Source organism: Brevundimonas sp. SPF441, from assembly GCF_009661015.1.
Classification (GTDB): domain Bacteria; phylum Pseudomonadota; class Alphaproteobacteria; order Caulobacterales; family Caulobacteraceae; genus Brevundimonas; species Brevundimonas vesicularis.
Genome location: NZ_WJWX01000009.1, coordinates 96,977 through 109,503, shown reverse-complemented (window position 1 = coordinate 109,503; position 12,527 = coordinate 96,977). Strand labels below are relative to the sequence as shown.

The window sequence follows — 12,527 nt, the reverse complement described above, 5'->3', positions numbered from 1 at the left end:
GCGGGTGATGGCGGTGCTCGGAACGAAGCCGCTGATGGAGGCGATCAGGGCCTGAGACGATGGCGCTCTGCGCCTCGTCGCCACACCCGCCCCGCCGTAGCTCAGCACGTTTTTACACGGCCTCGACTCATTGCTGACCTTCCGAAGGTCCGCTTCCGGCGGAATGGAAGTTTGTGTCTAGTGGGACCACACTTTTCGTGTCCCGACCAACACTGAGAAAGAGGGGGATGGGCGGGACGTGGCGATGGCCTTCGCCTCGCAGCTAGATGGTCGCCTTGCACCAGATCGTTTCGATCGAAACTGTACCTACGAGCATCCGATTAATTGGGCACTTGTCGGCGATCTCCAGCAACCGGATCCTCTGTTCCTCCGGTAGCCCAGTCGGCAGAGTGATTGTTCGGGTGAACTGATCCGACGGTGTCGCCCCCAAGTCCCGGGTCAACAAGACCTCGACGGACATGGCGCCCAAGGTCCAGCCTTTCCGGTTGGCGTACAGGCGCAGGGTCTGGGCCGTACAGGAGGCGAGCGCCGCCTGCACCAGCTCGTGAGGGGTCGGACCGAGATCCAGCCCGCCCAGGGCGACGGGTTCGTCGACCACGAAGCGGGCGGGGCCCGCGGTGATCGTCAGTTGTAGGCCGCCGAGACCGGCGTCGGTCGCGATCGAGGGCCGGGAAGCTGCGTCGGTCATGGGAATCCTTCGGCGAAGTTTGGAAAACAGGGACGCCGTCGCCTGCCTTGGCGACGGCGACTACATGAGCATGTTCGACGGCGTCGGATGATCAGGCGTCCGCCAGGACCGCGAGCGCGGCGTCGCGCTCCTCGATCAACTCCTGCACCGAAGCGGCCAGACCGGCGCGCGTGAAGGCGTCGAGCTCCAGACCCGTGACGGGCGCATAGACGCCGTCGCGGCAGGTCGTCGGCACACCGCAGACCAGCCCTTCGGGAATGTCGTACTGGCCGATCGAGGCGACGCCCATCGAAACCCAACGGCCGTTCGAGCCCTGCACCCAGTCGCGCATATGGTTGATGGCGGCGTTGGCGGCCGAGGCCGCCGAGGAGGCGCCGCGGGCTTCCAGCACGGCCGTGCCGCGACGAGCCACCTCAGGGATGAGGGTGTCGCGATACCAGGTCTCGTCGTTGATGAGCCCGGCCAGAGACTGGCCCTCCACGGTCGCATGGCTCCAGTCGGCGAACATGGTCGGGGAGTGATTGCCCCAGACCGCGAGCTTCTCCACGGCATCGACGGGGACGCCCGCGCGGCGCGCGAACTGGGCGGCGGCGCGGTTGTGGTCGAGGCGGATCATCGAGGTGATGGCGCCGGGCGGCAGATCCGGCGCGGACTGGATCGCCACCCAGGCATTGGTGTTCGCCGGATTGCCAACCACCAGAACCTTGACGGAGCGTTTGGCGACCGCGTTCAGGGCCGCGCCCTGGGTCTTGAAGATGGCGGCGTTGGCCGCCAGCAGGTCGCGGCGCTCCATGCCCTTGGCGCGGGGGCGCGACCCGACCAGAAAGGCGGCGTCGATGTCGTCGAAGGCGATAATGGGGTCGTCGGTGGTCTGGATGGAGGTTAGTAGCGGAAAGGCGCAATCGTCCAGCTCCATGACCACGCCCTGGAGCGCCGCCTGAGCCTGAGGCAGGTCGAGGAGGCGAAGATCGATCGGGGTGTCGGGCCCGAACACATCGCCCTGGGCCAGGCGGAACAGCAGGGCGTAGGCGATCTGGCCGGCGGCGCCGGAGACGGCGACCTTGACGGGGGCGTTGGGCATCGGAACCTCAGGATTGCGGGGTTTGAGAAAGGGCTTGGTCGATCGAGGCGGAGACGGCTTCGAGGGTCAGGGCGGTGTCCAGACGTCGGCCCTGGACGAAGAGCGTCGGCGTTCCATTCACCCCGGCGTCGCGGGCACGGGCGACACGGCGCTCCAGGGCCGCGATGGCCTCGGGATCGGTGATGCAGGATTGAAGCCGCGCCTCGCTGATGCCGAACCGCGCCGCGATCCTCAGGAGGGCGTCGCGCGGGCCGCCGCCGTTCGCCCATTCGGACTGGCCGTGCATCAGGGCGTCGATGACCTCGAAATAGCGATCTTCGCCTGCGCACCGCGCCAGCAGAACGCCGGCGGCGGAGAGGTTGGCGGGGCCGGTGATGAATTCGCGATAGATCAGCCGGACCCGCCCGGCGTCGATGTAGCGCCGCCGGAGTTCGGGCAGCACCTCGATGGCGAAGCGGGCGCAGGGGCCGCAGGTGGTCGAGGCGTATTCGATCAGGGTCACGGGCGCGTCAGCCTGGCCCAGCACCATGTCGTCGGCTTCGGCCGCGCGCGGCGCACAGGCGGTGATCAAGGCGCCGACGCCGCCCGCCATGAGGACGCGGCGTGACGGCGTGAAAAGGTCATGAGGCATTGGTGATTCCAGAAAGGACGGAGTGGAGGCGGATCAGCGTGCGCAAGGGATGTCGCGCTTGGCCGCCTCGGCGAGGCAGGGGGCGACGAACAGGTCTCCGCGCCAGGCGCCGCGCACCGTACGGGCGCCGACGATCAGCCACAGCACCAGCAGTGCGGCGACCAGGGCCATGCCGAACAGGTTGAAGGCCGGGATGGGGAGCAGGGTTCCCAGCTTCAGCGTCGCGACAGAGAAGACGCCGAGTGGGAAGGTGTAGCCCCACCAGCCCAGATTGAACGGCAGGCCCTGACGCAAGTAGCGCAGGGTGATCAGCACGGCCATCGCGGCCCACCACAGGCCGTAGGCCCACAGCAGCAGGCCGCCGATCAGGCCGATCCCGCGCGCGGCGTCGCCGTACTGGCCCAGACCGGCGGCGGTGAAGATGGCGGGCGCGGCCTGGCCGAGCACCAGCATGCCGAGCGCGCCCGTGCCGATCGGGCCCAGCGACAGCCAGCTGGAGGCCGCCATACCGGCGTGCGGCAGTTTGTGGATCGCCATGCGGAGCACGAGGATGACCAGGATGCTCATCGCCAGCGGCACGGACAGGGCCCACAGGCCATAGCTGACTACCAGCACCGACAGGGCGGCGTTCGGGTCCGCGAGGTGCGGCGCGATCAGGCCGCCGGTGACGGCCGCGACCTCGGCCGCCACGACCGGCAGCAGCCAGACGGCCGTCATCTGGTCGATGGCGTGCTCCTGGCGGGTGAACATCATGAAGGGGATGCCGATGCCGCAGGCGACGGCAAGGGCCACGTCGATCCACCACAGGGCTTCGGCGACCGGCACGACGCCTTCGCCCCAGCGCGCCAGGCCGAAGGCCATCAGGCCGTTGATGATGGTCGCCAGCCCCATCGGGATGCAGCCGAAGAACATCGACACGACCGAATGGCCGAAGATTCGTCGCGCGCCGTCGAAGAAGAAGATCCAGCGCGCCGCGTAGAGAACGGTGAACAGGGCGAACAGGCCGATGTTGAAAACCCACAGGGCTTCGGCGACGATTTTTACGCCGGGTATGGGGACCGGAAGCTGGTTCAGCGCCAGGGCGAGGATGCCGGTTCCCATGGTGGCGGCGAACCAGTTCGGCGTGAACTGCCGCACGATCTCCCTGGGCGATTGCAGACTCGCCAACGGGCGAAGGCCGAAGGCGACGTCGCGAACGTGAATGTCATGAGCCATGAGAGGTTATCCAGACGAGCGGTCAGCCCGCGGTGAAGCGATAGACGGCGCCGAGCACGACGGCGGTGACCAGAAGGCAGGCGGGCAGGGTCAGCATCTGCAACGCGGCATCGCGGCCGCTGATCCAGCCCGTGTCGATGATCACGCGACCGGCGAGGCAATCGTTCAAGGAGCGGATGCGCTCGCCCGGCGCAGGCGTATCGGCCAGCAGGCTCATCCCGGTGAGAAGGCCGAAGAACATCAGGCCGAGAACGGTGATGAAGCCCAGGGCGAGCATCGCCTCGCCGTGACCGAACACCAGCCAGAACGCGGCCACCATGGCGGCGTAGAGACCCGCGACCGCCTTGACCATTGCGGGGTGAACGCCGGTAAGGCCGACGCCAGGCTGGACCCGGTGCAAGGTCTCGCCGGATTGGGTCGCGGCGATGGGAGAAGGCGGAATGAAAGGCGTCTGCGGTTTTACATTCTCAGGACCGATGGCCTGGCGCCTGGTGACGGACCTGCGGCCTTGGCGCATGGCCGGAGCGGCGAGAAGGGTGGTCATGGCGGCTCTCCTTTCGGAGTGGAGGCCAGTCTTCGGCGCGCTCCTCGACATCCGGGATGCGCCTCTTGGATCATCAGCTCCAACGGATGTTTTAGATAGGTTTGTTCGCTTTGATCGAATGAACGCCCTAGGGGGTGATCAGCGCGGCTGCCCACGCAAAGGCGGCCTGCAGGCCAAGACGATGCTCGGGGGCGGTGTTGATGAACGTCGGGCTCGGGTGTGGCGCGAGACACAGCTCCACTTCAGGCCGCAGGCGGGTCAGCGTCGGAGCCGCCATCGCGGCGACGCGGCCGCACAATACCGCGGCCCTGAGGCGATGAAGCGGGGTGACCAGTCCCTCTAGCGTGGCCAGGCCGGAGGCGATCTCCTGTCTTGTCAGCGGTCGCGCGGACCCCGAGCGAAGCCAGGGGACCGTGTTCCAAAGGACGATGCGGCGGCGGTCGAGCCCCGCTGCTTTCATCGCGCGCTTCAGGTTGCGCGCGGTGCCCGTGGGATTGTCGATGGAGACGAGGCGATCCGCTTGCGGTCCCGGGGCCGGTGTCTCCAGAAGCACAAGGATTTCCGCCTCGTCTCCACCGTCGAGGGGGTCGAACTTCGGCGTACCTTGTTGAGCGCCCACGCCCCTATCCAGAGCTCTCAGGAATCCGTTCAGTCCCTCGAGATGCGTGTGAGGCGGCGCGCGGTCATTCACCAGTGAAGGCCAGACACCGCCTTGACGAGCCGACGCGCTCAATGGCGTGACGCCGTCAGGGACGCCAGGAACACCTCGCCCGCCTTTGAGCGATAGCGCTGCTTGTGCCGCAGGAGCCAGAACGGGCGGTCGGGCAAGGTCAGGGGCAGGGCGGCGAGGATGCCGGCGCGCAGGCGCGCGGCGACGACATTGCGCGACACGACCGTCGCTCCCGCACCGGCCTCGACGGCGGCGGCGACCGCCTCATTCCCGGGCAAGGTCATGGCCACGTCCAGAGCGTCGATGGCCAGCCCGCGCTGATTGAGGGCCGTCTCAAAAGCCGACCGGGTGCCGGAGCCGGGCTCGCGCAACACCCAGGTCATTTGCTTCAGGTCCGGCGGCCCGGCGCCGTCCTGGGCGGCGGGGTGGTCGGCCGCGACGACCAGCACCAGTTCGTCGTGATCCAGAACCGAACGGCTCAACGCCGGCTCGTTCAGTTCGCCCTCGACCAGACCCAGTTCAGCGCAGCCCTCCAGGACAGCGTCGGCCACCTCGCGCGTATTGCCGATCGAGACCTCGATGCGGATGCCGGGATGAGCCTGATGAAACCGGGTCAGTCGGGCGGGAAGCCACCAGCCGGCGATGGTCTGGCTGGCGTGGATCGACAGTCGTCCGCGTTTCAGGCCGCCCAGGTCGTCGAGCGCGTCCTGCGCCGCCTCGACACGGGCGAGGATCGCCTTGGCCTCGACGAGGAAGGTTGCGCCCGCCTCGTTCAGGACGATGTTGCGGCCAACGCGGTCGAACAGGGCGACGCCGTGGCGGCCCTCCAGCGTCGTCACCGCCGAGCTGACCGCCGACTGGGTCAGGTTCAGGGCCTCGGCGGCGCGGGTTACGTGCTGGCGCTCGGCGACGGCGACGAAGATGCGGAGCTGGTCCAGGGTCATGGGACAATCCTAACCCACGAAGCGGCGACTTCGACAGGGAACGTTCGGCGACGGCGAACGTTCCGAGCGGAACATCGCGTTGGTCGTCCGGGACGATCGCCTGCAGGATCGGATCATGACCCACGCCCCACCCTCCCGATGGATCAGAACCGGCGTCCTGGCGCTTGGCTCGGCGATTGCCGGTGCCGCAGTTATGGCCTTCGCACAGATGCCCGGCTCGGACTTCGATGCGGCGATGGCCGAGGCGATGGAGCGGATGCACCGCGACATGGCGGTAGAATCCACCGGCGACCCAGACGTGGACTTCGCCGCCATGATGATCCCGCATCATCAGGGCGCCATCGACATGGCGCGCGTCGAGCTTCTGTACGGGCAGGACGAGACCATGAAGCGTCTGGCCCAGGGGATCATCATTGAACAGACCCAGGAAATCGCCCTGATGCGCGACTACCTGACCCGCCATTCTGATGCGCCGACGCCGACCGGCGGCGCGACCTCGACCCATCACGGACACGGATCATGACCCTGACAGCCCGCGCCATCGCCGCCCTTGTTCTCAGCCTGTCCGCCGGACACGCCTTGGCCGATCAGGTTCCGGGCGCGGCGGCGGCGCCCGCCATCCCGATCAGCAGCCAGGATCGGTTCTATTCGGCCGACCAGTTCTCCAACACCGTCTCGGTGGTCGATCCCTCGACCAACGGCCTACTGGGGGTGATTTCCCTCGGCGAACCGACTCCGGCCAACCTCAGCCCGCTCTACAAGGGCCAGTTGCTGGTCCACGGCATCGGCGCGGCGCCGGACGGCAAGACGATCGCCGTGGTCTCGATCGGGTCCAACTCGGTCAGCTTCATCGACACGGCCAGCAACACCGTCAAACATACCACCTATGTCGGGCGCTCTCCGCACGAGGCCTTCTTCACGCCGGACGGCCGCGAGGTCTGGGTCACGGTGCGGGGCGAGGCCTATGTTTCGGTGCTGGACGCCGCGACCTATCAGGAGACCGCCCGGGTCGAGACGCCCAACGGGCCGGGCATGACCATCTTCTCGCCGGACGGCCGCTACGCCTACATCTGCTCCAGCTTCAGTCCCGAGACGGTGGTAGTCGAGACCGCGACCCGTCAGATCGTCGGTCGGGTGGCCCAGGCCAGTCCGTTCTGCCCAGACATCGCCGCCACGCCCGATGGAAGCCAGGTCTGGATGACGCTGAAGGACGTGGGCAAGACCATGGTTTTCAACGCCCGTCCGCCGTTCGCTGTCCTACAGACGCTCGACACCGGCCCCTTGACCAACCACGTCAACATCGTGCGCAACGCGGCGGGCCAGTTCGCCTATGTGACCGTCGGGACCGAGAACCGGGTCAAGGTCTATCGCACCGACACCTTCACGCTCGTGACGGAGATCGAGGTGGGGTCGCTGCCGCACGGTCTGTGGCCCTCCGGCGACGGCTCGCGGATTTACGTCGGGCTGGAGAATGGCGACGGCGTGGCGGTCATCGACACCCTGGCCAACCGCGTGATCGCCACCGTGCCGATCGGTCAGGGACCGCAAGGGGTCACCTATGTGCCGCGTGCGGTCACCCAGGGTGACGGCAGGGCCAACCTCACGCCCCTGGGCGCAGCTCGCGCCTCGCATCAACTCGTTCTGACGGGCGAGGGCGACACCCGGTCCCAGGCGACCTTGTTCGAGCAGGGGCAGGTCCAGATGCTGCAGATCGCCGCCGCAGGCCTCCAACCCGGCAAGCCCTATGTCCTCGCCTTCGCCAATGCGGCGGACGGATCGGGGACGCTCGAGCCTCTGACGAAGTTCATGACCAATCCGGCTGGGTCTGCGGTCGTCAACGCCGTGGGCCCGATCCGTCAGGTGGTCGCCGCCGACGCCGGCGCACCCCGCCGTTGGCTGGTCATCGCCTCGGGCACGCCCGAGGCGATCGGCGCGGTCGTCCAGAGACAGTCGGAATAGGACCGGCCGCCATGCGGATCGACAAGTTCGTCCATAGCTGCCTGCGCCTGACGATCGGTGCAGATCGACTGCTCTTCGATCCGGGCAAGTTTTCGTTCGTCGACGGACGGGTCGATCCTGCTGTCTTTTCGGATGTCTCGACGATCGTCCTGACGCACGGCCATCCCGACCACATCGACCCTGACGCTCTGGCCAGGATCGTGCAGGCGAGTGGCGCGACACTCGTCGGCAACGGCGAGGTCGCCGACAAGCTCGGCGAGAAGGGGCTGTCGGTCACGGTGTTCGAGGAGGGCGAACGGACCTTCGGCGCGTTCCGGCTGCAGGCTCAGCCGGTCGCGCATGAGCCCATCCTGTCGGACGAGAGCCCGCAACTGACAGCCTTCCTCGTCAACGACGTTTTCCTCAACCCGGGCGACAGTTTCGACAGCCGTCTGGATCGGTTCGCGGGCGTGGAGGTGCTGGCCCTTCCGGTGATGGCGCCTTACCTGACCGAGCTCACTGTCCATGCGTTCGCCAAACGGATGAAGCCAAAATCGGTCGTCCCGGTCCATGACGGCTACGCTCGCGACTATTTCCTCAGGCAGCGTTACGACGTCTACGAGCCCTATCTGGACAAGGCCGGGATCAAACTGCACCGGCCGATGGCGCCCGGAGACGGGTTCGACGTCTCTGACCATGACTGACGCAGTCTGCACCTCCACCGGTTTCGCGCGATTGCGATCGCGATAAAATGGCGGCGGCTCGGCGTGGTAACTCAGGTGAATGTCGCCTTTGCGCGGTGACTGTCATGTCCGCTCATGGCGCATTTGCGACGTTGCCTCAGGTCCAGGAGTGGGTGTGAGCCATGGCGTCATTTTCGCTCAGCCTCCTCACACTTAGTCGGCTTGTCTGACGCGTCGCATTGCGAGCGAATAGCTCGTGCTCCGTCCACCACCTGCGTCTCTTTCCAGCACCCCACGCTGCACCAAATCGCTTATGTCGCGCAGCGCCGTGTCCGGCGACATCTTTGCCAGCGCCGCCCATTTGGCGTTGGTGAGTTTGCCTTCGAAGCCGTCGAGCAGCCGGTTCAGCACCTTTCTCTGGCGTTCATTCAGCGGCTGATCGGCTAGGCCCTCCCAGAAACGGGCCTTGCGCATGACGCTGGCTAGGATGGTCTCAGCACCGTCGAAGGCGCGGTCGAGGCAGGCGATGAACCATAGCAGCTAGGCAGTGATGTCCAGATTGCCTGTCTGCGTCGCCTCCAGCGCCTCGTAGTAGGCCTTACGCTCGGCGCGGATCTGGGCGGACATGCTGTAGAAGCGTTGGGCGGTGCCTTCAGCTCGGGCCAGGGCGAGGTCGGCGATGGCGCGGGCGATGCGGCCGTTGCCGTCGTCGAAGGGGTGGTTGGTGACGAACCACAGGTGGGCGACGCCGGCCCTCAGCACCGGATCAGGCGCGGCGGTTTCGAACCAATGCAGGAAGGCGCCCATTTCGGCGTCCAGTCGGTCGGCGGTCGGGGCCTCGTAGTGGATGCGCTCGCGGCCGGCCGGGCCTGAGACGACCTGCATTGGGTCGCCGTCCGGGTGCGCCAGGCTCCGACGGTGATCTTGGTCATACCGCTGCGGCCCGTCGGGAAGAGGGCGGCGTGCCAGCCGAACAGGCGGTCGGCCGTCAGCGGTTGGGCGTAGTTTTGGGTGGCGTCGAGCATCATCTCGACGACGCCCTCGACGTTCCGATCCGCCGGGACCAGGCCGACGACATCCATGCCGAGGCGGCGGGCGATGGAGGAGCGGACCTGGTCTCGGTCTAGGACTTCGCCCTCGATCTCGCTGGACTTCAGCACGTCCTCGGTCAGGGTGCGGAGGACGGCCTCTTCGCGCAGCGGAAAGCCCAAGCCCTCCCTCCGTCCGATCAGCCGGCCCTGGCGATGGCGGACGGCGGCGAGCGGTTGAGCGAGGCGCTGTCGTCCCAGGTCAGGTTGGGCCAATCGGCCAGTTCGTGAATGTAGGTCATATTTGCCGCGCTTTCTGCGGTGAATGTGGGGGGCTGTTCGTCGCAAGGGCAAGACGTAATCGACGCAAGTTATGCGGTGAATGCCAAGTCTATTCGCCGCATGCCCCTGGATCAGGCCGCGAGTTGCTGGGGACCACGGGGCTGCAGTCCGATGGACACGCCTCTCGCCGCCAGCGGCCGGCCGACGAGATCCTTCAGTCGGGCGAACGCCGTGGGGCTGGTGCAGAGGATGCGCCGTTCGTCGGGCTCCCATCTGGCGTGATCCAGGTAGCTTACCGCCGCGCCTTCCCCCGCGATCTGGACGACCGTCTGGCGGATGTCGGTCTGCGCGAACGGGGTGAGCCGCGCCGGCGTCCCTGCGCCGCCGTCTGGTCGTCGGCTTTCGGCGGCGCGAAAGCTCTTAATGGGTTTATAAAGGTATTGTCGGTCACCGGTGACCGGTTTTCGTGTCGCTGATGTCCGGTTTTCTGGCGTTTGAGCGGTCGCCTGCGTCCGCTTTTCGCGGGTTTGATCGGTCGCAGATGACCGGTTTTTCGGCGCCTCGACCACCTCGTCGGGAAAGGTTGCGCGGCAGATGTTGGTGCGGCCGCGTCCCCGGCGGATTTCGACCTCCAAATAGTCGGCGGCCTGAAGCTCTTCGAGCAGGCGGCGCAGTTGGCGGGGGCTGACGCCTAGGTTGGCCGCCATGCTCTCTTGGCCGCGCCAGGCGCCGCCCTCGCAGGGGTTCAGGTCGTGAAGGATGAAGCCGGCGACAGCCTTGGCCTGGAGGCTGATTTTGGGATCGCTGGCGATCCGCTGATGCCAGGCCAGTTTTTTGGCGACGAAGTTCTCGGGGGCGAGGCGGCGGCTCATTGGCGAACCTCCGACGTTGCGACCGGACAGGGCAGGGGGTAAGATGCCTGCGGCCTTGAGTGTTGTGCCAAGCCCATTCGAACCCCGCCGAGCGCTGCAACGCTGGCGGGGTTTTTCGTGTCCGAGAGGCGTCCCGACGGGTTAGCCAAACGGGAAAAATCCCTAGGGATTTCAATATGCGCTTTACACCCCGTTAGACGGGGCAAGGCTCTGAATTCACGAGAAGAAACGACTTCCTCTCTGTCCGCCACACACTTTCACCGAGTGGTCTCTTAGCTTGCGGCGTTCGCTGAAGTCGCGACGGGGCGCCGTTGCAAACCTGCCTGATCTAGGCAATCCACCCGTTCGTCGCATCACTTAGCCCTTCTGATCCTGAACTCCCGGGACAGCGTCGAAGGCCGCATCCCGCTGGGGCTTGGGCCGGCCGGAGGACATCGCCTCGGTCGTCGCCTTCCTGGCCTCGGACATGGCGTCCTATATGTCCGGCGCGGCCCTGTTGGTCGACGGCGGCGCCTTCGCCAACTTCCAGTAGGATGAGCGCGTGATCATTTCGTCGCCGAGCGATTATCGGGAAGCCGCGCGGCGCAAGCTGCCGCCCTTCCTGTTTCATTACATCGACGGCGGCGCCTATGCCGAGCAGACCCTGCGTCGCAACGTTGAGGACTGGCAGGCCATCGCCCTGCGCCAGCGCGTGCTGCAGGACATGACCAGCCTCAGCCTGGATACCCGGCTGTTCGACGAAACCCTGCGCCTGCCCATCATCTTGGCGCCCGTCGGCCTGACCGGCATGTATGCGCGCAGGGGCGAAGTGCAGGCGGCCAAGGCGGCGGCCTCGCGCGCCGTGCCCTTCACTCTGTCGACCGTCTCTGTCTGCCCGATCGAGGAGGTCGCGCCGGCCATCGACCGACCCATGTGGTTCCAGCTCTATGTGCTGCGTGATCGCGGCTTCATGAAGAATGCGCTGGAGCGCGCCAGGGCGGCGGGGGTGAAGACGCTGGTCTTCACCGTCGACATGCCGACACCCGGCGCCCGCTATCGCGACGCCCATTCGGGCATGAGCGGCCCCAACGCCGAGATCCGCCGCATGGTTCAGGCCATGACCCATCCGGCCTGGGCCTGGGACGTGGGGCTGAACGGCCGCCCGCACGACCTAGGCAATGTTTCGGCCTATCTGGGCAAACCGACGGGGCTGGCCGACTATATCGGCTGGCTGGCGAACAATTTCGATCCCTCGATCTCGTGGAAGGACCTGCAATGGATCCGCGATTTCTGGGACGGGCCGATGATCATCAAGGGCGTGCTTGATCCGCAGGACGCCCGCGACGCCGTCAGCTTCGGCGCAGACGGCATCGTGGTGTCGAACCACGGCGGGCGTCAGTTGGACGGGGTTCTGTCGTCTGCCTGCGCTCTGCCCGCCATCGCCGACGCGGTGAAGGGCGAGCTGAAGATCCTGGTGGATTCCGGCATCCGTAACGGTCTGGACGTGGTTCGCGCCATCGCCTTGGGCGCCGACGCGGTCCTGCTGGGCCGGGCGTTCATCTATGCCTTGGCGGCGAACGGTCAGGCAGGTGTCGAAAACCTGCTGGACCTGTTCGAAAAGGAAATGCGTGTCGCCATGACCCTGACCGGGGCCAAGTCGGTCGCGGGCATGACCCGGGAGATGCTGGCGATCTGACCCGCGTCAGATCGCCAGCCTTTTATCAGCGATAGGCGACAGCTGCCGAGGTCAGGCCCGCAGCTTGCTGCCGACGCGTTAGCAGGTCCGGCTAACCCTGGTCGGCGCGACGCGTGACGCATGCCGTTTCTGTTGTCGGTGATGGAACGCTTAAGGCGACGATCTCCCAGCCAACCTCGGCCCCAGACATCGACGCACGAGATCACAGGCGCCGCTTCAATAGCACGGCCCGAGGGGCGGGATTGGCGCGCCCTGTAAGGTGAAGGCCAGGTTGAA

17 protein-coding genes and 1 pseudogene are annotated in these 12,527 nt (G+C 66.6%); 6 read left to right on the top strand and 12 right to left on the bottom strand.

What is annotated here, in order from left to right:
- Positions 1-262: 262 nt before the first annotated feature.
- The 7 genes from GGC30_RS07575 to GGC30_RS07545 all read right to left on the bottom strand — a co-directional run bounded on the left by GGC30_RS07575 (position 263) and on the right by GGC30_RS07545 (position 5,773).
- Positions 263-688 (bottom strand): OsmC family protein, encoded by a 426-nt coding sequence (locus GGC30_RS07575; protein ID WP_091749853.1) that lies wholly within the window; start codon positions 686-688, stop codon positions 263-265.
- A gap of 91 nt (positions 689-779) precedes the next feature.
- Positions 780-1,769: a malate dehydrogenase gene (locus GGC30_RS07570; RefSeq protein WP_066550122.1), complete on the bottom strand. Its 990-nt coding sequence runs from the start codon at positions 1,767-1,769 to the stop codon at positions 780-782.
- A gap of 7 nt (positions 1,770-1,776) precedes the next feature.
- Complete coding sequence (locus GGC30_RS07565) at positions 1,777-2,400, bottom strand: DsbA family protein (RefSeq protein WP_066550121.1); 624 nt, start codon at positions 2,398-2,400, stop codon at positions 1,777-1,779.
- 33 nt (positions 2,401-2,433) lie between these two features.
- Positions 2,434-3,615, bottom strand: a complete 1,182-nt coding sequence (locus GGC30_RS07560; RefSeq protein ID WP_055808292.1) for a TDT family transporter — start codon at positions 3,613-3,615, stop codon at positions 2,434-2,436.
- A gap of 22 nt (positions 3,616-3,637) precedes the next feature.
- Positions 3,638-4,159: a hypothetical protein gene (locus GGC30_RS07555; protein WP_143007353.1), complete on the bottom strand. Its 522-nt coding sequence runs from the start codon at positions 4,157-4,159 to the stop codon at positions 3,638-3,640.
- A 127-nt stretch (positions 4,160-4,286) separates the two neighbouring features.
- Positions 4,287-4,778: a uracil-DNA glycosylase gene (locus tag GGC30_RS07550; RefSeq protein ID WP_194943547.1), complete on the bottom strand. Its 492-nt coding sequence runs from the start codon at positions 4,776-4,778 to the stop codon at positions 4,287-4,289.
- Positions 4,779-4,888: 110 nt separating this feature from the next.
- A complete protein-coding gene (locus GGC30_RS07545; protein WP_055808299.1) occupies positions 4,889-5,773 on the bottom strand; it encodes a LysR substrate-binding domain-containing protein in 885 nt (294 codons plus the stop codon).
- Positions 5,774-5,888: 115 nt separating this feature from the next.
- Between GGC30_RS07545 and GGC30_RS07540 the strand changes: the two genes are divergently transcribed.
- Genes GGC30_RS07540 through GGC30_RS07530 form a run of 3 tightly spaced genes read left to right on the top strand, consistent with a single transcriptional unit; the run spans position 5,889 to position 8,415 of the window.
- Entirely contained in the window at positions 5,889-6,296 is a 408-nt protein-coding gene (locus tag GGC30_RS07540) for a DUF305 domain-containing protein (protein WP_066554618.1), read from the top strand.
- A complete protein-coding gene (locus tag GGC30_RS07535; protein ID WP_055808301.1) occupies positions 6,293-7,732 on the top strand; it encodes a YncE family protein in 1,440 nt (479 codons plus the stop codon). Before GGC30_RS07540 ends, GGC30_RS07535 begins: the two co-directional genes overlap by 4 nt.
- 11 nt (positions 7,733-7,743) lie before the next feature.
- The gene (locus GGC30_RS07530; protein ID WP_055808303.1) at positions 7,744-8,415 is read left to right on the top strand and encodes an MBL fold metallo-hydrolase; all 672 of its coding nucleotides are present in this window, start codon (positions 7,744-7,746) and stop codon (positions 8,413-8,415) included.
- A 192-nt stretch (positions 8,416-8,607) separates the two neighbouring features.
- Here GGC30_RS07530 and GGC30_RS16545 read toward each other — a convergent pair whose 3' ends face one another.
- Together GGC30_RS16545 and GGC30_RS16540 are read right to left on the bottom strand one after the other, a co-directional pair.
- On the bottom strand, positions 8,608-8,868 hold the full coding sequence (locus tag GGC30_RS16545; RefSeq protein WP_228763662.1) for a hypothetical protein: 261 nt from the start codon (positions 8,866-8,868) through the stop codon (positions 8,608-8,610).
- Positions 8,869-8,934: 66 nt separating this feature from the next.
- A complete protein-coding gene (locus GGC30_RS16540; RefSeq protein ID WP_228763661.1) occupies positions 8,935-9,279 on the bottom strand; it encodes a Fic family protein in 345 nt (114 codons plus the stop codon).
- Positions 9,280-9,356: 77 nt separating this feature from the next.
- Between GGC30_RS16540 and GGC30_RS16535 the strand changes: the two genes are divergently transcribed.
- A complete protein-coding gene (locus tag GGC30_RS16535) occupies positions 9,357-9,521 on the top strand; it encodes a hypothetical protein (RefSeq protein ID WP_228763668.1) in 165 nt (54 codons plus the stop codon).
- A gap of 12 nt (positions 9,522-9,533) precedes the next feature.
- On the opposite strand, the pseudogene GGC30_RS16530 reads toward GGC30_RS16535, so the two are convergent.
- From GGC30_RS16530 to GGC30_RS07520, 3 genes and pseudogenes are all read right to left on the bottom strand, one after another.
- Positions 9,534-9,623 (bottom strand): annotated as a pseudogene (locus tag GGC30_RS16530) (hypothetical protein); the annotation flags it as partial.
- A complete protein-coding gene (locus GGC30_RS16525; RefSeq protein WP_228763667.1) occupies positions 9,623-9,724 on the bottom strand; it encodes a DUF4172 domain-containing protein in 102 nt (33 codons plus the stop codon). The pseudogene GGC30_RS16530 and the gene GGC30_RS16525, both read right to left, overlap by 1 nt.
- 111 nt (positions 9,725-9,835) lie before the next feature.
- A complete protein-coding gene (locus tag GGC30_RS07520; protein ID WP_153923310.1) occupies positions 9,836-10,576 on the bottom strand; it encodes a hypothetical protein in 741 nt (246 codons plus the stop codon).
- 415 nt (positions 10,577-10,991) lie between these two features.
- Between GGC30_RS07520 and GGC30_RS07515 the strand changes: the two genes are divergently transcribed.
- Both GGC30_RS07515 and lldD read left to right on the top strand, forming a co-directional pair.
- Complete coding sequence (locus GGC30_RS07515; protein ID WP_194943546.1) at positions 10,992-11,108, top strand: SDR family oxidoreductase; 117 nt, start codon at positions 10,992-10,994, stop codon at positions 11,106-11,108.
- A 9-nt stretch (positions 11,109-11,117) separates the two neighbouring features.
- Positions 11,118-12,251, top strand: coding sequence for an FMN-dependent L-lactate dehydrogenase LldD (lldD, locus tag GGC30_RS07510; protein WP_370451922.1), 1,134 nt, complete (start codon positions 11,118-11,120; stop codon positions 12,249-12,251).
- Positions 12,252-12,527 lie beyond the last annotated feature (276 nt).

What these genes read in the sequence shown, in the direction of transcription:
- GGC30_RS07575 (WP_091749853.1), bottom strand. Translation starts at nt 688, where the DNA reads ATGACCGACGCAGCTTCCCGGCCCTCGATCGCGACCGACGCCGGTCTC.
- GGC30_RS07570 (WP_066550122.1), bottom strand. Translation starts at nt 1,769, where the DNA reads ATGCCCAACGCCCCCGTCAAGGTCGCCGTCTCCGGCGCCGCCGGCCAG.
- GGC30_RS07565 (WP_066550121.1), bottom strand. Translation starts at nt 2,400, where the DNA reads ATGCCTCATGACCTTTTCACGCCGTCACGCCGCGTCCTCATGGCGGGC.
- GGC30_RS07560 (WP_055808292.1), bottom strand. Translation starts at nt 3,615, where the DNA reads ATGGCTCATGACATTCACGTTCGCGACGTCGCCTTCGGCCTTCGCCCG.
- GGC30_RS07555 (WP_143007353.1), bottom strand. Translation starts at nt 4,159, where the DNA reads ATGACCACCCTTCTCGCCGCTCCGGCCATGCGCCAAGGCCGCAGGTCC.
- GGC30_RS07545 (WP_055808299.1), bottom strand. Translation starts at nt 5,773, where the DNA reads ATGACCCTGGACCAGCTCCGCATCTTCGTCGCCGTCGCCGAGCGCCAG.
- GGC30_RS07540 (WP_066554618.1), top strand. Translation starts at nt 5,889, where the DNA reads ATGACCCACGCCCCACCCTCCCGATGGATCAGAACCGGCGTCCTGGCG.
- GGC30_RS07535 (WP_055808301.1), top strand. Translation starts at nt 6,293, where the DNA reads ATGACCCTGACAGCCCGCGCCATCGCCGCCCTTGTTCTCAGCCTGTCC.
- GGC30_RS07530 (WP_055808303.1), top strand. Translation starts at nt 7,744, where the DNA reads ATGCGGATCGACAAGTTCGTCCATAGCTGCCTGCGCCTGACGATCGGT.
- GGC30_RS16545 (WP_228763662.1), bottom strand. Translation starts at nt 8,868, where the DNA reads ATGCGCAAGGCCCGTTTCTGGGAGGGCCTAGCCGATCAGCCGCTGAAT.
- GGC30_RS16540 (WP_228763661.1), bottom strand. Translation starts at nt 9,279, where the DNA reads ATGCAGGTCGTCTCAGGCCCGGCCGGCCGCGAGCGCATCCACTACGAG.
- GGC30_RS16525 (WP_228763667.1), bottom strand. Translation starts at nt 9,724, where the DNA reads ATGACCTACATTCACGAACTGGCCGATTGGCCCAACCTGACCTGGGAC.
- GGC30_RS07520 (WP_153923310.1), bottom strand. Translation starts at nt 10,576, where the DNA reads ATGAGCCGCCGCCTCGCCCCCGAGAACTTCGTCGCCAAAAAACTGGCC.